At 67.7% G+C, this 18912-nt stretch carries 15 protein-coding genes; 7 read left to right on the top strand and 8 right to left on the bottom strand.

Translation table 11 applies throughout. The annotated features are described in order from the left end of the window. Positions 1–228: 228 nt before the first annotated feature. From ADBZ6K_RS24460 to ADBZ6K_RS24445, 4 genes are all read right to left on the bottom strand, one after another. Positions 229–1428, bottom strand: a complete 1200-nt coding sequence (locus tag ADBZ6K_RS24460; protein ID WP_526351584.1) for a cation:proton antiporter domain-containing protein — start codon at positions 1426–1428, stop codon at positions 229–231. A gap of 98 nt (positions 1429–1526) precedes the next feature. Next, entirely contained in the window at positions 1527–2072 is a 546-nt protein-coding gene (locus ADBZ6K_RS24455; RefSeq protein WP_526351582.1) for a class I SAM-dependent methyltransferase, read from the bottom strand. 25 nt (positions 2073–2097) lie between these two features. Beyond that, entirely contained in the window at positions 2098–3942 is a 1845-nt protein-coding gene (locus tag ADBZ6K_RS24450; protein ID WP_526351580.1) for an acyl-CoA dehydrogenase family protein, read from the bottom strand. Positions 3943–4348: 406 nt separating this feature from the next. Beyond that, positions 4349–4543, bottom strand: coding sequence for a DUF1059 domain-containing protein (locus ADBZ6K_RS24445; protein WP_526351578.1), 195 nt, complete (start codon positions 4541–4543; stop codon positions 4349–4351). A 203-nt stretch (positions 4544–4746) separates the two neighbouring features. Between ADBZ6K_RS24445 and ADBZ6K_RS24440 the strand changes: the two genes are divergently transcribed. Further along, positions 4747–5466: an HAD-IA family hydrolase gene (locus ADBZ6K_RS24440; RefSeq protein ID WP_526351576.1), complete on the top strand. Its 720-nt coding sequence runs from the start codon at positions 4747–4749 to the stop codon at positions 5464–5466. A 233-nt stretch (positions 5467–5699) separates the two neighbouring features. Then, positions 5700–6848, top strand: coding sequence for a M23 family metallopeptidase (locus ADBZ6K_RS24435; RefSeq protein WP_526351574.1), 1149 nt, complete (start codon positions 5700–5702; stop codon positions 6846–6848). 9 nt (positions 6849–6857) lie between these two features. Here ADBZ6K_RS24435 and ADBZ6K_RS24430 read toward each other — a convergent pair whose 3' ends face one another. Together ADBZ6K_RS24430 and ADBZ6K_RS24425 are read right to left on the bottom strand one after the other, a co-directional pair. Further along, a complete protein-coding gene (locus ADBZ6K_RS24430; RefSeq protein WP_526351590.1) occupies positions 6858–7736 on the bottom strand; it encodes a universal stress protein in 879 nt (292 codons plus the stop codon). Between the two features lie 189 nt (positions 7737–7925). After that, a complete protein-coding gene (locus ADBZ6K_RS24425) occupies positions 7926–10235 on the bottom strand; it encodes a Tex family protein (protein WP_526351588.1) in 2310 nt (769 codons plus the stop codon). 246 nt (positions 10236–10481) lie between these two features. On the opposite strand from ADBZ6K_RS24425, the gene ADBZ6K_RS24420 reads away from it, so the two are divergent. The 3 genes from ADBZ6K_RS24420 to ADBZ6K_RS24410 all read left to right on the top strand — a co-directional run bounded on the left by ADBZ6K_RS24420 (position 10482) and on the right by ADBZ6K_RS24410 (position 12046). After that, entirely contained in the window at positions 10482–11090 is a 609-nt protein-coding gene (locus ADBZ6K_RS24420) for a hypothetical protein (protein ID WP_526351572.1), read from the top strand. A 190-nt stretch (positions 11091–11280) separates the two neighbouring features. Next, entirely contained in the window at positions 11281–11643 is a 363-nt protein-coding gene (locus ADBZ6K_RS24415) for a hypothetical protein (protein WP_526351570.1), read from the top strand. A 49-nt stretch (positions 11644–11692) separates the two neighbouring features. After that, a complete protein-coding gene (locus ADBZ6K_RS24410; protein ID WP_526351568.1) occupies positions 11693–12046 on the top strand; it encodes a hypothetical protein in 354 nt (117 codons plus the stop codon). 54 nt (positions 12047–12100) lie between these two features. Here ADBZ6K_RS24410 and ADBZ6K_RS24405 read toward each other — a convergent pair whose 3' ends face one another. Next, positions 12101–14338 carry an NADP-dependent isocitrate dehydrogenase gene (locus ADBZ6K_RS24405; protein WP_526351566.1) on the bottom strand — a complete coding sequence of 746 codons (2238 nt, stop codon included), beginning with the start codon at positions 14336–14338 and terminating at the stop codon, positions 12101–12103. A gap of 429 nt (positions 14339–14767) precedes the next feature. Here ADBZ6K_RS24405 and ADBZ6K_RS24400 point away from each other — a divergent pair, with 429 nt between their 5' ends. Together ADBZ6K_RS24400 and ADBZ6K_RS24395 are read left to right on the top strand one after the other, a co-directional pair. After that, positions 14768–15352 carry a VldE C-terminal domain-containing protein gene (locus ADBZ6K_RS24400; RefSeq protein ID WP_526351586.1) on the top strand — a complete coding sequence of 195 codons (585 nt, stop codon included), beginning with the start codon at positions 14768–14770 and terminating at the stop codon, positions 15350–15352. Between the two features lie 172 nt (positions 15353–15524). After that, a complete protein-coding gene (locus ADBZ6K_RS24395; protein ID WP_526351564.1) occupies positions 15525–16901 on the top strand; it encodes an alpha/beta hydrolase-fold protein in 1377 nt (458 codons plus the stop codon). Positions 16902–16917: 16 nt separating this feature from the next. Here ADBZ6K_RS24395 and ADBZ6K_RS24390 read toward each other — a convergent pair whose 3' ends face one another. Continuing rightward, complete coding sequence (locus ADBZ6K_RS24390; protein ID WP_526351562.1) at positions 16918–18912, bottom strand: tetratricopeptide repeat protein; 1995 nt, start codon at positions 18910–18912, stop codon at positions 16918–16920.

The following is an 18912-nucleotide window of genomic DNA, read 5'->3' as shown; positions in this document are numbered from 1 at the left end:
CAGCCGGTGGTCCAGCGCGGGTTGACGCCGGCGCAGGGTTTCCAGCCGGTCGAGCACGGTGAGTTGCTCGGGGTGGGTCAGGGATTGCAGCGGCAACGCGCCCAGCGTGTCGAACGCCGCATCCAGCGCGTCCAACGCTGTCACCGCCGCCACCAACTCCATACATCGAACACTAGTTCGAGGGTCCGACAAATCTGGCTCTGCACCGCGGTCATCGGACCGCCGCGCTCAGACCGATTCGTACCGGTGCGCCAGGCGGATCCCCAGCGGCGCGGAGATGCTGTGTAGCAGCAGGCTGAGCGTCACCGCGATGACCGTGATCTGGATGATGAGCGGCCCCTGCCCGATGTTGCCTGTGCCGATCACCAACAACCCCAACACCAGGGTTCCGATGCCGCGCGGCCCGAACCATCCCATGAACAGGGTGCTCACGGCGGGCATCCCGGTGCCGGCCAGGGCGATGGCGACCGCCACGATCCGCGCGGCGAACAGGGCCACGAGCGCGAACACCACCGCCCGCCAGTCGGCGTCCCGCCACGCAGGGATGACCGCCGACGCGCCCAACAGCGCGAACACCAGCAGTTCGAGAAGCTGACCGGCGGAATCCGACACCTGCATCGCCATCCGGTCCCCCGCCTTCGCCGACACCATCGAGAAGGTCAGGCCGCCGACGAACGCCGCGACGAACCCGCTCGCGTGCAGGTGCTCGCCCGCCCAGAAGCAGGCCAGCGCCAGGGCGAGCGTCGCCAGTTGGGCCCAGGTGTCGCTCATCCAGCCCTTGGCGCGGGATCTGGTGATCGCCAGCGCGCCGGTCAGGCCGATGACGGCGCCCACCGCGACGGAGACGAAGATCATGCGGAACGCGAACTCCGCCCAGTGCGCCGCCGCGCTGTCCACCTGCAGGGAGGCCAGGGCCAGGGCGGCGAACAGGCCGGCCAGGGCGAATCCGTCGTAGAACCCGCTTTCCACCGACAGCGCATGCCGGACACGTTCGGGAATGCGGTGATCCTCGATCAGCGCGTCGATCAGCGCGACCTCGGTAGGGGCGACGATGACCGCCAGACACACCGCCTCCCACACCGGCAGGACGGGCAGCAGGAGCAGCGCCGTCGCGGTGCCGAGCGCCACTGAGACCGGGATGCCGATGATGAGCAGACGCAGCGACACCCGCCGCCCCCGCCGCAGCGCACCCAGGTCCAGCCGGGCCGCCTGGTTGAACAGGATGACGGTCAGCGCCACCTGCGCCAGCACGGTGAAGCTCTCGGTGTCGGGGTCGATGTCGATCAGACCCAGGGCGTCCGACCCCAGCGCCATTCCGGCGATGACGAATATCAGGGCCGGGGCGAGGTAGCTGCGCCGGACGACGTCGGAGACCACCGCGTAGGCGAACACCGCGAGCGTGAGGACGAAGACAGTCTCGCGGTGCACGGCCGCGCACCTGCCTTCCGGAGTCGCCACAGTGGTTCGGAGTGACCCATGTTCGCACCCCGGGACCGAATGTGCGCACCGTTGCTGACCGGCGTGCGTCAGCCCCTTGCCAGCAGCCAGGCCTCGCCGCCGCCCTCGCCTGCGGTGATGACGGCGAGCCCGGCGAATGCGGTCACCAGTTCGCCTGCGGCCACCCGAAACGGCCCCGGGCCGGCACCCACCTCGCTGAGCACCGTGATCGCCAGCAACCCGCCCGGTGCCAGCCGGCCGACGATCGCCGCGTCGAGGCGGGCGTCCCGGAACCGCTGGCACACGATGACGTCGACGGGCGGCCCCGGGGGAAGCCCGTCGTCGAGATCGACGACACCGAACCGGCAGCGCTCGCCGACACCGCTGCGCCTGGCCAGGTCCCGCGCCTGGTCGACGGCGACCCGCGAGATGTCCACCCCCCACACATCCAGGCCGCGGCGGGCCAGCCACACCGCCCCCAGCCCGCGCCCGCAGGCCAGGTCAAGGGCCCGCCCCGCCGTCGGGAAAACCTCGGCGAAGGGGGCGAACACCGGTGGCGGGCCGTCGGAACCCACCACTGCCGGCGCGCTGCCCGCATATCGCTCGTCCCACCGGGCGCGGTCCCGCTCCGCCACCTCCTCCACCCTCCGGAGCCGGGCCTTATGGCCGCATCTCGTATGCGCCGTCGTAGGCCTTCACACGATCCCAGATCCGGCCGAAGCGGTCCGCGTCGGGCACCGGTTTGCGGATCGTGCCCAGCGCCCAATCCTGCTGGGCCTGAGTCGAACTCGGCTTTCCGTGCAGCGCGACGGCGTAGCCGCTGAAGTCGCGGACCTGGAAATCGAAGATCTGGTCGATCAGGTCGGCATCGGTGGCGGGGTCCAGTCCCCTCAGCGCGGCCTGTTCGAGGATCAGTTGCCCGTACACGATCAGCGAGAACAGGTGGCCCACCGTCAACAGGAAGTCCAGGTCCCGCTGCTGCTCGGCGTCGGGCGCCGCGGTCAACAGGAATGTCCTGAACGCCTGTGCCTGCTCGAAGAACTTCGCGACATTGGGGATGCTCGCGTGCTTCTCATACACCGGCATCCAGTCCGCGAACTGCACCTTCCCGGCCCCGCGTGTCGGTCCCTGATCCCAGAGAAACACGTCGTCGGTCGGGTCATCGCGGGTGGGGATGTCCGGATAGGTGAGCGGGTTGAGCATGTAGTTCGGCATGAACTTGAGCACCAGGCCGACGTTGACGTGGACCGTTCCCTCCAGCCGCGGCAGGGTGCCGATCAGCTGCGCGACCTCACGGAACATCGTGTTCTTCTCGTAGCCTTTGGCGGCGATCACGTCGTGCAGTGCGCGCAGCACGGTCTCGCCTTCCATCGTGACCTTGGCCTTGGTCATCGGATTGAACAGCAGGTAGCGACGGTCCGCCTGGCTGGCGCTGCGGAAGTAGTCCACCGCGCGCCTGCTGAACAGCTTCATCGCGGCCAGCCGCGCGTAGGAGTCGACGAAGTTCGCCCGCACGTGGGCGAAGTCGGTGACGCGTTTGCCGTAGAGGATTCGGTTATGGGCGTGCGTGATCGCCTCGTGGAAGGCGTGCTCGGCCATCCCGATCGACGCCGAGCACAGGTTGAACTTGCCGACATTGACCGTATTCAGCGCCGCCGCAAAGGCTTCCACGCCGGTGTGCAGGATGTCCTCGGCACGCACCGGATAGTTGTCCAGGCGGAACGTGCTGACGTATATCTGCATGTGCACGACGTTGTCGACCAGGTGGTAGTTCTCGTGCCTGCTGTCGGCGACGAAGAACACGTACGCGTCGTCGCGCCCGGCGTCCGCGACGACATTGTCGCGCCGGCCGAACACCGACACCATGCTGGCGACGTTTCCGTTGCCGATGTAGTACTTCTCCCCCGACGCCCGGTAGAGGATGCCGTCGGCGCGATCCTCCTCACTCGCGGGTGACAGGACCATGTCGGTGCTGTAGACGTCGGCGCCGTGCTCGCGTTCGGACAGCCCGAACGCCATCACCTCCCCGGCGTCCAGGTCTCGTGCGGCCCTGCGCTTGGCGTCGACGTTGGCGCTCTGCCAGATCGGCCCGAGGCCCAGGATGGTGACCTGCTCGGTGTACCAGTAGGTCAGCCCGTAGAAGCCGAGGATCTCGGCGAGGGCGGCGTTACGCGCACCGTCCCACCGCTTGCCCCCTTCTGCTTCCGGCCGAGTAGACGCAAATGCACCGGTTTCGGACGCAATTCGGGGACTTTCGCGTCTGCTCGGCGAGTCTGGCGGGGCCATCTCGGACGGGGTGAGGAAGGTGGCGAACAGCTTCTCGCGCTTGACGAACTCGACGAAATCGGCGGGCCATTGCGCGGCCAGGTCGTCATCGAGCAACCGCTTCTTGCCCCGGCTTTCGAACCAGTCGATGGTGGCCCGCAGGAGCCGCCGCGTCTCGGGGTCGAACTCAACCGGGTCGTAGGTGTTCGGATTGAAGAGCAAGCCGTCCGTCTGCGTCATGGGACCTGCTTACCCTTCGCGCGCCGCGCGATCGACGCCAATTGCCGAAATCGCAAGGTTGAGCCGACTACGCTCAGCCCGAGCGACCTCGCACGAGGGAAGTTCTTGCGATGACCCGCGTCCACGGATTTCACCGCATCGGTCGACGTCGGCGCAGGCCGCGCCATCTTCGCGGAGTGCCGCGGCGCGGGATCGCCGACCGTCGTGCCGATCGCCGGGAAGGGCAACGGCGCCGAGGACTGGCTGCAGACCTCGCCCACGGCTCACCGCACTCGGCGAATCCCCGTCATACGTCAGCGCGGGCGCACTGGCGAACTGGGACGCCGACAACACCGTGACGTCCGCTCAGGTGCGAGAGGGCGTGCGGGTGATCGACGCCTTCGACAGGTTCGGCGTGAAGGCTCCTTTAGAGCGCCGAACCGACCTCCTCGGGTTTGAGCAGACCTTCGACCGCTGAGCGGAGCTCCTCCGAATCGGTGTGGCCGTGCGACGAAATCGCATGCGCGACCGCGGCTTTGACCACCTCATCGCGTTCACCGGCGATGGTCAGTGTGCAGTTGATCTCATTGGGCTGGTCACGGCAATCGACGACGTAGCGCATGATGACGGCCCTCCTTCGTGACGTGGTCATTGTCCCGCGCGGTGCCTGTGCGCCGCGGGGTTTCCGGCACGGCCGATCGCGGATCCCGCCCGATGAGCGCGTTCCGTACCTTTATGGTGTGGCTGGGCACACCGCGCGCCAGCCGCCCCAACTCGACACGTCCTGACTACAACACGTCCTGACCACAACACGGAGGCAGCACCGTGAACCTCGCCGACTACGACGCGTTGAGCTTCGACTGCTACGGCACGCTGATCGATTGGGAGAGTGGGATGCTAGCCATCCTGGCGCCGTGGGCCGACGAGGTGGGACTCGACCTCACCGCCGATGGGTTGCTGCTGGCCTATGGCGACAGTGAGGCCGCCGTCGAGCGGGAGAGCCCCACCGCGCTGTACCCGGCGGTACTCGCCGAATCCTTCCGGCGGACCGGAGCCGCACTGGGTCGCAGCGTCTCCGATGAATGGGCCGACAGGCTCGGCTCCTCGGTGCCGGCGTGGCCCCCGTTCCCCGATTCCCATGAGGCGTTGGTGTCCCTGGGCGAGGACTACAAGCTGATCATCCTGTCGAATGTGCACCGCGAGGGTTTCGCCGCGAGCAACGAGCGCCTGGACGTCGCGTTCGACAGGATCATCACCGCCGAGGACGTCGGCGCATACAAGCCGGCGGCCAACCATTTCGCCGCGCTCGATGCCGCGCTGGCCGACTACGAGATACCCAAGGGGCGACTGCTCCATGTCGCGCAGAGTCTGTTCCACGACCATGTGCCCGCCAAGCGACACGGACTCGCCTCGGTGTGGATCAACCGCCGCCACGACCGCACCGGGTTCGGCGCCACCCCTGAACCTGCGGAGGAGTTCAGCTACGGGCTGGAGTTCCCGTCTATGGCGGCGTTCGCCGCCGCCGCTCGGGCGGCACGTACCTGACCGAAACACCGTGACGGGACCGGCGCGCCGAGTAGCTTCGGTCGAGTAACCGCCGGCGTGTCCGCGGTCGCTCGACAAAGGCGGGTGATCACACGATGTGGTGTCGCACCAGTCGAAACCCGGTCCCGCACAACCGGCTGCCGGCCAGACGCCGGTGTGTCGTCGTCATCGCGCTGACGGTGTGCGGGCTGGCGCTGCCCTCCTGTTCTAACCCGCCGGCCCCGCCGGCGGCCATGACCGAATCGGTGGCCGAATCGGCGCCATCCCCTGCTGCAGGCCGGCTCAGCCCGTTGCTCGACAGCGCGCTATCCGCTCCGCGTTGGTTCACCGGCAGCGACGGCAAGGTCCGTCTCGTCTACGAGCTGCTGCTCACCAACGTGGTTCCCGCCGGCATCACGCTCGCCGCGGTCGAGATCGACGACGCCGATTCGGGCGCGACACTGATACGGCTGGCCGGTGACGAATTGCGGAAGGCTACATCACCGGCGGCAACCCCGGATATGCCGACGGACGTGCTGCCCCCGTCGTCGGTCGGCGTCGTATGGCTGGATATTCCGCTCGGCGACACGGCCGTTCCCGCGGCGGTCAGACACCGCATCACGATCGACCCGCCGGCCGGGATGCCACCGTCGGGAATCGCGCTGACCTTCGACGGGGCGACGGTGCAGGTGGACCAGCGGCTGCCGGTGACGATCGCTCCACCGCTGGCCGGGGCGGGGTGGGCCGCCCTCGGCAGCTGCTGCGACGGACCCCACCGGCGCGCCCCTTATCCGATCGACGGACGCTGGTATCTGGCGCAGCGGTTCGCGATCGATTTCAACCAGCTGGATTCGGACAATCGGCCCGGCGTGGGTGATCCCTTGTCTCCCAGCAGCTTTCCCACGTTCGGCCAGCCGGCGTACGCGGTGGCCGACGGCACCGTGGTGGTCGCGGTCGACGGCAATCCCGATCTGCGGGTCGACGAGACCCGCGAGGAGCCGACACCGGCCAATGCCGGCGGCAACCGGGTGGTGATCGACATCGGCGACGGGCGCTTCGCCGTCTACGCACACCTGCACAAGGACAGCATCTCGGTGCGCGTGGGCGATCGCGTCACCCGAGGGCAGCACATCGCCGATGTGGGCAGCTCCGGCACGTCGGGCGGACCGCATCTACATTTTCAGGTGTGCGACCGACCGTCGGTGGTCGAGGCGGACGGAATGCCCTACGTATTCGACTCATTCGAGCTCACCGGTCAGACCCCACCCCTGGCTGACGTGCTGCCCTACTACGACTCCCTGGAGCCGATTCCCATCGCCACCACCAGAACCGGCCCGCGCCGCGACGAGCTGCCGCTGGGGAGCGATGTCGTGACCTTCCCGGCCGTCCGCAACGGCGGGTAGCCGCGGGCGTCAGCCCCGGCGCGCGACGATCACCGGGATTTGGCAGGCCTGGGTGACCGCGGCGCTGACCGAGCCGAGGAGTTGTCCGGTGCGTTCGCCGTGGCCGCGGGTTCCGACCACCACCAGCTGCGCGGATTCGGCCTCCGCGATCACGTGCTGTGCGGGCTGGTCGAACACCACGACGCGGCGCACCCGCACGTCCGGGTAGCGCTCCTGCCAGCCGGCCAGTCGTTCGGCGAGCGCTTCTTCGGCCGTGGGCCGGGCAGTCGCCCACTCCGGTTCGTGGATGCCGAACGGGTCGCTGTCGCACCACGCGTGCACAGCCACCAATTCGACTCCACGCCATGAGGCTTCGTCGAACGCCAACGCAGTGGCCAACTCCGAGACGGGCGACCCGTCGATGCCCACCACCACAGGCGCATCGTCGTGCGGTACCTCGTCGTGGATGACCGCGACGGGACACCGCGCGTGATGAATCATCGCCGTGCTGATCGACCCGAACGACACCCCAGGAAGCACGGTCCGGCCGCGCCTGCCCACGACTATCAACCGCGCCCGGCTCGACAGGTCGACAAACGTGGGTACGGGTGCGCCGATCACCACACTGGTTTCGATGCGTACGCCGCCGGCGGCTTCGTTGGCAACCTTCGCAGCCTCGTCAACCAGGCGCCGGGCGTGATACTCCTGTGCGCGCCGTAATTCCGATGGGGCGGGACCGGTCCAGCTGATCAGCGACGAATCCTTCAACGCCGGTGCGGTGGCGTGCACGATGGTCAGTTCGAGGTTTCGCATCAACGCTTCGCGGGCCGCCCAGCGCACCGCCGCGGCGGATGCGGCCGATCCGTCGTATCCCACCACGACGCCGAAAGGCGCCGATTCGTTGGACATTTCACTCCCCTTACGCTCGTCGGGCGGTGTCACCACCAACGCATGATGCGATGACACGCCGACAACGCTGGGGTCTCGCAGCCAGTGTAGGCATTCGCCCTGTGCGGTGGAACGAGGCGAAGTTCCCAGAATCGGTGGCCGAAATGCCCTATCCGAGGCCTCTTCTGGTGGGTGGATCCGGCCATCGGCTCATCGCCCGAATCCCGCGTCCCGCAGCGCCTGGGCCATCGAGCCCGCGGGAGGGTTCGGCTCACGGCGACCGGTGTTCTTGCCCCGGTCGGGGTTTCGCCGATCGCCCCGGTTGCCCTTGGCGCCACCACCGGCGGCGGCTGGACGTTCGGTCCGCTTAGCCTGGCCCCGCGGTGGCGCGTCACCCAGGCGCAGGCTCAGCCCGATGCGTTGACGCTCCACGTCGACGTCCACCACCTTCACTCGCACCACCTGCCCGGACCGGACGATCTCATGCGGGTCGGAGACGAAGCGGTCGGCCATCGCCGAAACGTGCACCAGGCCATCCTGATGGACCCCGACGTCGACGAACGCGCCGAACGCGGCGACGTTGGTGACCACACCCTCCAGCACCATGCCGACGTCGAGGTCGGCAATCTTCTCCACCCCTGCGGCGAACGTGGCCGTCGTGAAGGCGGGCCGTGGATCCCGGCCGGGCTTCTCGAGTTCGGCGAGGATGTCGGTGACCGTCGGGATGCCGAACCTGTCGTCGGCGAAGTCGGCGGGGCGCAGCATGCGCAGCGACCGCTCGTCGCCGATGAGTTCGGCCAGCGTCAGACCCGACCGATCCAGGATCCGCCGCACCACCGGGTAGGCCTCCGGGTGGACACCGGACGCGTCGAGGGGATCGTCGCCGTCACGGATTCGCAGGAATCCCGCGCATTGTTCGAATGCCTTGGGCCCCAACCGCGGAACGCCCATCAGTGCGCCACGGTTGCGGAACGCACCCTTGCTGTCGCGGTGGGCCACGATGGCTTCGGCCAACGACTCCGAGATCCCCGACACCCGCGCGAGCAGCGGGACCGACGCGGTGTTGAGGTCCACCCCCACCGCGTTCACGGCGTCCTCGACGACGGCACCCAGGCTGCGCGCAAGCGTGCCCGCCGTCACGTCGTGCTGATACTGCCCGACCCCGATCGACTTGGGCTCGATCTTCACCAGCTCGGCCAGCGGATCCTGCAGCCGCCGCGCGATCGACACCGCCCCGCGAAGCGTCACGTCGAGGGCGGGCAGCTCGCGCGCGGCATACGCCGACGCCGAGTACACCGACGCGCCCGCCTCGCTCACCATGGCCGTGGTGGGAGCGGCGGCACCGGCGGCCCTGATGTCGGCGATGAGTTCGCCGGCAAGGGCGTCCGTCTCCCGTGAGGCGGTTCCGTTTCCGACAGCGATCAGCTCGACGCTGTGGCGGGCGACGAGCGCAGCCAGCGTGGCCTTCGCCGCATCCCACTGCTTCTGCGGCGGATGCGGATAGATGGCGCACGTGTCGACGACCTTGCCGGTGCCGTCCACGACGGCGACCTTGACACCCGTACGGAAGCCGGGATCCAGCCCGAGCGTCGTGCGCGCACCCGCAGGCGCCGCGAGCAACAGGTCCTTGAGGTTCTTGGCGAACACCGCCACCGCGTCCTCCTCGGCGCGCAGCCGCAACCGCACCCGCGCGTCGACCGCCGCGGACACCATCAGCTTCGTGCGCCAGGCCGACCGGACGGTGGCGGCCAGCCAGGGGGTCGACGCGCCCGTCGCGGCGACGTTGATGCCGAGCGCCTGGGCGATCATGATCTGGTATGCCTCGTCGTCACCGCTGTCGAAGGTCAGCGAAAGGGCCTCTTCCTTCTCGCCGCGCATGACGGCGAGGACCCGATGCGACGGCATGTCCCGCAGCGGTTCGGCGAATTCGAAGTAATCGCGGAACTTCTGTGCCGCAGCACTTTTCGCTACGTCCTCCGACCATGGCGCCGTCCGCACCGAACCCTCGGCCCAGAACTTCTCCCGCACGGCGCCCACCAGCTCGGCGTCCTCGGCGGCGCGTTCGATGAGGATGTATCTGGCCCCTTCGAGCGCCGCGGCGGCGTCGTCGAAACCCTCGCAGACGTACTCGGCTGCGGCCTGCTCGGGGACCAGCGCCGGGTCGGCCAGCAACCGGTCGGCCAGCGGCTCCAGCCCGGCCTCCCTGGCGATCTGCGCCTTGGTCCGCCGCTTGGGTTTGTAGGGCAGGTAGATGTCCTCGACGCGCGACTTGGTGTCGGCGGCCATCAGCGCGGCGGCCAGGTCGTCGGTGAGCTTGCCCTGCTCCCTGATGGAGGCCAACACCGCCGCCCGGCGGTCATCGAGTTCCCGCAGATACCGTAGCCGCTCCTCGAGGGTCCGCAGCTGGCCGTCGTCGAGACTTCCGGTGGCCTCCTTGCGGTATCTGGCGATGAACGGAACGGTCGCGCCCTCGTCGAGCAGCCGGACGGCGGCGGCCACCTGCGGCTCGGCGACGGCCATTTCCTCAGCCAGACGGGCGTTTACGGATTTGAGTGCATCACTTCCGGTCACATTGCAGGACCCTACCGAACGCGGCTGACAGCGGGCCCGCGTGCGCCCGCATCGCGCCCGCAGCGAACGCCGACTTCTGCGTCCCGGTCGTCGTCACCGCCGCGACCACAGCCCTGATGCGGATCTCGGCGCCGCGCCTGAGCCCGATACCGTGACGGCGTGCCCCTGCAGAATCGGGTGGATCCGGCCGGCGAGTTGATCGCCGCCGACGCCAGGTGCATGTTCATGGGCAATCGTGGGGTCCTGCACGACGAGAACAAGCGGATCGTCCGCCGTTCGCTCAACCTCGCGTGGCTGATCTGCCTGCTCGAGTTCAAGGGCCGCAGACGCACGCCGATGACCCCCAACCGCTACACCGAGCTGTTCTTTCTCGACGAGGCCGTCGCGCTCGCCGCGGGCCATCGGCCCTGTGGTGAATGCCGCCCACAGGACTACCGCGCCTACATCCACGCGGTGAATGCCGGCAGCGACGACCCGATCGCGGGCGCGAAGGATCTCGACAGGCGGCTCAACGCCTCGCGGCGTGAGTCGCACAGACCTGCCGAGATCCGCACACTGCCCGACGGTGTGTTCATCGTCTTGGGTGACACACGCTTGCGGGACTACAGGCTCATCTGGAAAGGCGCACTGCATCGCTGGTCCCCGGGAGGTTATGCGGACGCCGTCGCGCTGGGCGATATCGCAGCCGAGCCGGCGGTGCCGATCACCCCGGAGCTGTCGGTGCTCGCGCTGCGGCACGGCTACCCGGTACGGGTTCATCCTTCGGCAGGCGAGCCCGAACCGCATCACCGATCGCGCGCGTAGTCGAGTACCTGCGCCGGCACCCCTCGGGCGGACGTCAGGGCTGGAGGGTGACCCGCACAGGGCCGGTGATCGGCCGCCCCAGACCTCCGGCGACCGGAAAATGAGGTAGTCGACTACTGCTTTCCTCTTCGCCGGCTCGACGCACGCTGATAGCGACAGGTTCGATCAGCTCGTCCAGAAGGTGGAGGCAATGGAAGCCGCAGTGGTAGCCCAGCGACCGACAGCCGAGATCGATGAGATAGCCGCGGCGGCGCCGGTGCGGGTCAGCGAAGGCGACCGCGACGTCCCACCGCCCGTCACCGAACACGAAACCCCGCGCGCCGCTCGCGCGGCCGCGCCCGTCCTGCCGGGAACGGTGGTGTTCGTCCTGGTTCTCGTGTTCGTCGTCCTGATCGGCATGCTCGCGCCGCGGATTCTCGGCAATGCCACCTATGCACCGTTGCCCACGGGAACGCCCGCAGGAACGCCCGCAGGAACGTCCGCGATATCGGTCGCCACGATCTGCCCGACACCGGACGGCTGCGCCGGCTGGGGGCCGCGGCGGTGCTGTTGAGGCGGCGGCCCACCAACACGAGACGACGCACCAGACGGATGGAATTTCGATGCTCAACATTTCGGCGATCAACACTTCGATGCTCAACAAGGTATGCATCGCCGCGGTCGTCGGCGCATGCGCAGTGCTGACCAGTTCGATACCGGCCCAGGCCAATCCGGCGACCCCACTGCCGACGATCGAGTCCTCGGCAGCTCAGCTGTGCGAATCGATCACCGGCAACCCCACCTCGGACGGGGTGGTGGACGGGATGATCCGCGTGTACGACCGGGGACTCGACGAGATGGACGGCGCACTAGTGCTCATCACGGCGATACACCACGTCTGCCCGCAGCATGAAGGACTGGTGATGGGCGTTGTGAATCCGATCGCGGCCGACGAACTGTGCGGCAAGCCGACCTGACCCACCCGGCGCTCCCTGCGCAGGAGACACCGGGCGGGATCGTCCGTCAGGCGGTCAGCCTTGGGCCGCCGCCAGGGCCTCGTTGAAGGTCTTGCTTGGCCGCATCACGGCCGAGGTCTTCTCGCTGTCCGGTTGGTAGTACCCGCCGATGTCGACGGGCTCCCCCTGCGCCTCGGCGAGCTCGGCGACGATGGTGTCCTCGTTCTCGGCCAGCGCCTTGGCCAAAGGCCCGAAGTGCTCGGCCAGTTCCGGATCCTCGGTCTGCGCGGCCAGCTCCAGCGCCCAGTACATGGCCAGGTAGAACTGGCTGCCGCGGTTGTCGAGCTCACCGGTCTTGCGCGACGGGCCCTTGTCGTTGTCGAGCAGCTTCCCGGTCGCGGCGTCCAGCGTCTTGGCCAGGATCCCGGCCCTCTTGTTGCCGGTCTTGAGGCCCAGGTCCTCCAGGCTGACGGCCAGAGCCAGGAATTCGCCGAGCGAATCCCACCTCAGGTGATTCTCCTCGACCAGCTGTTTGACGTGCTTAGGCGCGGACCCGCCGGCGCCTGTCTCGTACATCCCGCCGCCGGCCATCAGCGGAACGATCGACAGCATCTTGGCGCTGGTGCCCAGTTCCAGGATCGGGAACAGGTCGGTGAGGTAGTCGCGCAGGATATTTCCGGTGACGGCGATGGTGTCCAGGCCCCGGATCAGCCGTTCCATCGTGTACCGGATCGACCGCACCTGCGACATGATCTGGATGTCGAGGCCCTCGGTGTCGTGATCCTTGAGGTACGCGTTGACCTTCTTGATCAACTCGTTCTCATGGGGCCGGTAGGGGTCCAGCCAGAACAGCGCGGGCATGCCGGAGTTACGGGCCCTGGTCACGGCCAGTTTGACCCAGTCGCGGATGGGTGCGTCCTTGACGATGCACATCCGCCAGATGTCGCCGGCCTCGACATTCTGGCTGAGCAGCACCTCACCGGTGTCGATGTCGACGAAATTGGCGACGCCGTCGGCGGGGACCTCGAACGTCTTGTCGTGTGAGCCGTACTCCTCGGCCTTCTGCGCCATCAGGCCGACGTTGGGGACGGTGCCCATGGTGGTCGGATCGAACGCGCCGTTGGTCTTACAGAAGTTGATCATCTCCTGGTAGATCCGGGAGAAGGTGGACTCCGGGTTGACCGCTTTGGTGTCCTTGAGCTTGCCGTCGGCGCCGTACATCTTGCCGCCGGCGCGGATCATCGCCGGCATCGACGCGTCGACGATGACGTCGGAAGGCGAATGGAAGTTGGAGATGCCGCGCGCCGAATCCACCATGGCGAGTTCAGGCCGGTGCTCGTGGCAGGCATGCAAGTCGTGGATGATCTCGTCGCGTTTGGTCGCGGGCAGCGACTCGATCTTGCTGTACAGGTCGGACAAGCCGTTGTTGACGTTGACGCCCAGCTCGTCGAACAGCTCCTGATGCTTGGCGAAAGCATCCTTGTAGAAGATCTTCACCGCGTGCCCGAACACGATGGGGTGGCTGACCTTCATCATGGTGGCCTTGACATGCAGGGAGAACATCACTCCGGTTTCGTAGGCGTCCTGCATCTGCTCTTCGTAGAAGTCGCAGAGCGCCTTCTTGCTCATGAACATCGAGTCGATGACGTCGCCGTCGTTCAGCGATACCTTCGCCTTGAGCACGATCGCCTCGCCGTCGGCTGTCTCCAGCACCATCTTCACGTCGCGGTCGCGGTCCAGCGTCATCGACTTCTCACCGTGGTAGAAGTCGCCATGCCTCATGTGGGCGACGTGGGTGCGTGAGGCCATCGACCACTTGCCCATGCTGTGCGGGTGCTTCTTCGCGTACTCCTTGACCGCCTTCGGCGCCCGGCGATCCGAATTGCCCTCGCGCAGAACGGGGTTCACCGCGCTACCCAGACACTTGGAGTAGCGGTCCCGCAGCGACTTCTCCTCGTCGGTCTTGGGGTCGGCCGGGTAGTCGGGGATCGCGTAGCCCTTGTCCTGCAACTCCTTGATCGCGGCGAGCAGCTGCGGCACCGAGGCGCTGATGTTGGGCAGCTTGATGATGTTGGTGTCGGGATCCTGGGTGAGGCGGCCCAGCGCGGCGAGATTGTCGGGAACCTTCTGCTCGTCGGTGAGGTAATCGCTGAACTCGGCCAGGATGCGCGCCGCCACCGAGATGTCACTGGGCTCGACCTTGATACCCGCAGGCTCGGCGAATGTCTGGATGATCGGCAGGAAGGAGTACGTCGCAAGCAGCGGCGCCTCGTCGGTGAGGGTGTAGATGATGGTCGGCTGATCGGCGCTCATGTGGCTGTACTCCCGCGTCAGTGTCGGTCCGGTATTCGAGAAAGCTCCGCGTTGTAACGACGGCTTACACTATCGCGTCGCCGTCCGCGGCATGCGCCGCACGTAGCTGGGCGGTCTCATCGAGAAAGCGGGCGCGGCACCTCGACCGTTCGGCGCACGTCGTCGGGCTCGCGCAATCTTCGCGCGCCGACTTCCGCGTGGCCTGTGACGGTGCCGATTGCACGACCATCATGCAGACGCCGGCGGGCAAGCCCACCGCGTTCCGGCGGTCGCGGACGCACCGGACTGCAGGCTCGCGATAAGGAGATCGTGAAGTTTGCCGCAGATCCACCACCGCGCCCTTACAGTGCTGTCGTGGGCGCAAAGGGGCCGGCACGTGGCAGGGGGCGCTGGTTGGCTCTCGGGGCGTCGCTGGTCGTCTCCGCGGCGATGTTCTACGCCCAAGTCGTCGAGGTCCCGTGCTGCGCTGAGGACCGGGCGGTGGCGCGCACAGACCCCCGGCCCGCGCCGTCGAGCACCCCGGTGCCCGCCATTCCCGCGGAGGCCGATCTACTCGCGGCGAGCGTGCCCGTCGACCCCCGGATCTTCCAGTTGGAGTTGCCCCCCGGCGTCGCGCCGGAGGGTGGTCTACAGATCAGGACGATCTGGGCGGCCCGCGCGATCAGCGTGATGTTTCCCGAGATCACCACGATCGGCGGCTACCGCCAGGATCCGCTGCGGTGGCATCCCAACGGCTTGGCGATCGACGTCATGATCCCCCGGCACGGCACCGAGGAGGGAATCGAGCTCGGCAATCAGGTGGCCGGGTACGCGCTGGCCAACGCGAAACGCTGGGGCGTTCTGCACGTGATCTGGCGGCAGGGTTTCTACCCCGGCGTCGGCGCCCCGAGTTGGACGGCGGACTACGGCAACGAGACCGCCAACCACTTCGACCACGTTCACATCGCCACCACCGGCGGCGGATACCCGACCGGGCGGGAGACTTACTACATCGGGTCGATGACGACGAAATGAACCCTTCGCGGGTGTCCCCGAACGCCCAATCCGCAAGTCGCGCAACACCTGAGCCGACCGTGGCCGGCGTCGGGCAGCGATCGTCCAACCGGGAGAACCATCCCGAACGCGCGATTACATCCACGACGGCAATCGGTCGTTTACAGTGCTGAAACACCCGGAGGAGTGAACGATGACCAGAACACATACGGTTGCCGCGGGGGAAACGCTGTCGGCACTTGCGTTGCGCTTCTTCGGCGACGCCGAACTCCATCGGCTGATCGCGACCGCCAGCGGGATCGCCGATCCGAACGCGATCAATGTGGGGCAACGGCTGATCGTGGCCGACTACAGTCGCTACACGGCCGCCGCGGGTGACACGCTCTCGGGATTGGCCAGCCGTTTCTACGGCGACGCGGATCTGTCGTGGCTGATCGCCAAGGCCAGCGGGATCGCCGACGCCGCCACCGTCAACGCGGGCCAGCCGTTGATCATCCCGGAGATCACCCGGTACCGGGTGGTCGCCGGCGACACGCTCTCGGGGTTGGCCACGCGTTTCTACGGCAACTCCTCGTTCTATCCCCTGATCGCCTCCGTCAACGGCGTCGCGGATCCTGCCGCAATCGACGTCGGGCGCGAGTTGGTCATCTTCACCGGGCGCAGTGACGGCTTCGGCCTGAGGATCGTCGACCGCAACGAGAACGACCCGCGTCTGTGGTACTACCGGTTCCAGACGTCCGCCATCGGCTGGAATCCCGGTGTCAACGTCCTGCTTCCGGACGACTACCGCACCAGCGGGCGGCGCTACCCCGTCCTCTACCTGCACCACGGCGGCAATGACGATTTTCGCCAGTTCGATTTTCTGGGCATCCGCGGCTGGACCGCCGGCAAGCCGATCATCGTCGTGATGCCCGACGGCGGGCACGCGGGCTGGTGCTCCAACCCGGTCACTTCGTTCGTCGGCCCGCGGAACTGGGAGACATTCCACATGGCCCAACTGCTGCCCTGGATCGACGCCAACTTCCGGACCTTCGCCGAGTACGACGGTCGTGCGGTCGGTGGGTTCTCGATGGGTGGCTTCGGTGCGCTGAAGTACACGGCCAAGTACTACGGCCACTTCGCCTCGGTGAGCGCCCATTCCGGCCCGGCTAGTCTGCGTCGCGATGCCGGCCTGGTCGTGCATTGGGCGAATATCACCTCGGCGGTCTTGGACCTGGCCGGCGGCACCGTCTACGGCGCGCCGTTCTGGGATCAGGCCAGGGTCACCGCCGACAACCCGATCGAGCGGATCCCCAGCTACCAGAACAAGCGGATCTTCCTGGTCGCGGGCACCAGCCCGGACCCGCTCAACTGGTTCGACAGTGTCAACGAAACCCAGGTTCTCGCCGGCCAGCGGGAGTTCCGCGGACGCCTCAGTGACGCAGGCATTCCGTGTGACGCCAACGAGGTGCCCGGCGGCCACTTCGTGCGGCCCGAGATGATGATCCGCGACATCGACGGCATCATCGCGCGGCTGCGACCGGCGGCTCGCGTGGCACCGGCCACCACGCCACCGGAAGTGGACCTGTAACTGGATGGAGTTCGGCTCACATCCAGCTCGGCGGCCTGATCGAGTTCGCCAGGTCCACCAAGCTGTAGCGGTGTCGCCGTCGTGGCGAATGCCGCGCCAGTTCCCGCAGTGCGTCCTCGATGCCCGCGCGCAGGCCGTGCTCGTCGAACGGGTGCCCGCCGATCGGGTCCGGCGCGGCCACCGCTCCGGACCGCAGCCAGTCCAGTGCGGTGGCCAGGACCAGCGCACGGATCTGGACGACGCGCGGCTCGGTGTCGGCGAGCTTGCCGACGCGGCTCGCGGCGTCGCGCAGGTCGGCCTCGACGATCTCGGTCAGCGGACGCCCGCCGACGAGGATCAGCGCCGACGTCAGCTGCGCCTCTCCGTAGTGCCGGGACGTCAGGGGCACCTTGTCGAGCACCGTCAGTGCACCGGTGCGATCGCCACGGGCGACCAGCAGGCGAGCCAGGCCGAACGCCGCGCTGACGATGGAATGGTCGGTGCGCCAAAGGGTTCGGTAATTCTTCTCGGCGCACCGGGTCAGTCCTTCGATATCGCCCGGCGTGTCGCTGTCGAGCTGCAGTTCGGCCGTCGCCGCCACCGCCAGCTTGGGAGCGGCTTCACCAGGCAGCGCGGCGACGACTCGTTCGAAACATGCCCGCGCCGCCTTGGGTTTGCCGGCATCCAGGGCGGTGACGGCGTCCTCCCAGTCCATCCGCCAATCGCTGTCCGGATCATCGGCCGGTGCTGGGGTGGGCAGCGCGCGGGAGACACCGTCGATGCTCAGCCGGCTGCTGTGTCTGCGGCCGTCGCTCAACACATCCGTTGGCCGCAGCGCCAGATCGGCACCGAAGGTCGAGTGCGGCGCGCTGAACAGCACCGATCGCCGCGGGCTGGGCAGACCCGTCTGCTCGGCGAGGACTTCGTGCAGCACTCCCCTGCACTGGTTGGCCATCTCGTCGGCGGATGAGAATCGTTGCGCGGGAAGGGGGTTGGTCGCACGGATCAGCAACCGGTAGAAGGACTCATACCGCTCGAACAGCGCCACTTCGTCGCGGCCCGGGAGCGTCTCGATATGGCGGTCGTCGGTCAGGTCGACGGTCAACGACGCCAGCGTCCGGCCCACGGTGTAGATGTCGGTGGCGATGGTCGGTCCGGTCCGCACGATCTCGGGTGCCTGAAATCCCTTGGTGCCGTAGATGTATCCGAAATCACCGATGCCCGACACCGCGCCCATGTCGATCAGCTCGACATTGTCCTCGGTGAGCATGATGTTGTCGGGTTTGAGGTCGTTGTACACCAGGCCCAGCGAGTGCAGGTAGGACAGCGCGGGCATCACCTCGAGCACGTAGCCCAGCGCCTGCTCCACCGCCATCATCGGCTGAGGTTCACCCTCGGGTGTGGCCGCCCGCTGTTTGGCGAGCACCGCCTGCAGCGTGGTGCCGCCGATGTACTCCATCACGATGTAGCCGATCGGGCGGCCGTCGAAGCCCGGGTGCTCGACGAAGTTGTAGATCTTGACGATGCCGGGATGGTTCACCATGGCGAGGAATTGACGTTCGGCGACCGCGAGGGCCTTCGCTTGCTCGCCGCCGGGCTGCAACAGGCCCTTGAGCACCACCCAGCGGTCGCTCACGTTGCGGTCGATCGCCAGGTAGATCCAGCCGACCCCGCCGTGCGCGATGCACCCCCGGACGTCGTACTGCCCGGCGACGAGCTCACCGGGCTCCAGTTGCGGCGAGAAGCAGAACAGGGCGCCGCAGTGCGGGCATACGCCCTCGCTTTGTCCCGGCTTGCCGTTGGACCCCCTACCCACCGGTCGTCCGCAGCTGGCGCACATCCGTTTCGCTTCGGCCAGAACGGGATTGGTGAGGATTGCGCTCGCGGGCTCGATATCCGCACTGATCGGGATCTCGACCATGCCGTCGCCGATGAGCCGCCGGCCGGTGCGCAACCGGGCGCGGGTGCCTTCGATCTTGACCGGCTCCGATTGCGTCACCAGGACCGCGCGGGTGCCCTCCTCGCCCGACAT

It is taken from the genome of Mycobacterium sp. (assembly GCF_044223235.1).
Taxonomy (GTDB): domain Bacteria; phylum Actinomycetota; class Actinomycetes; order Mycobacteriales; family Mycobacteriaceae; genus Mycobacterium.
Note: the sequence above shows the minus strand (reverse complement) of the source record. Positions and strands in the feature narration are given on the sequence as shown.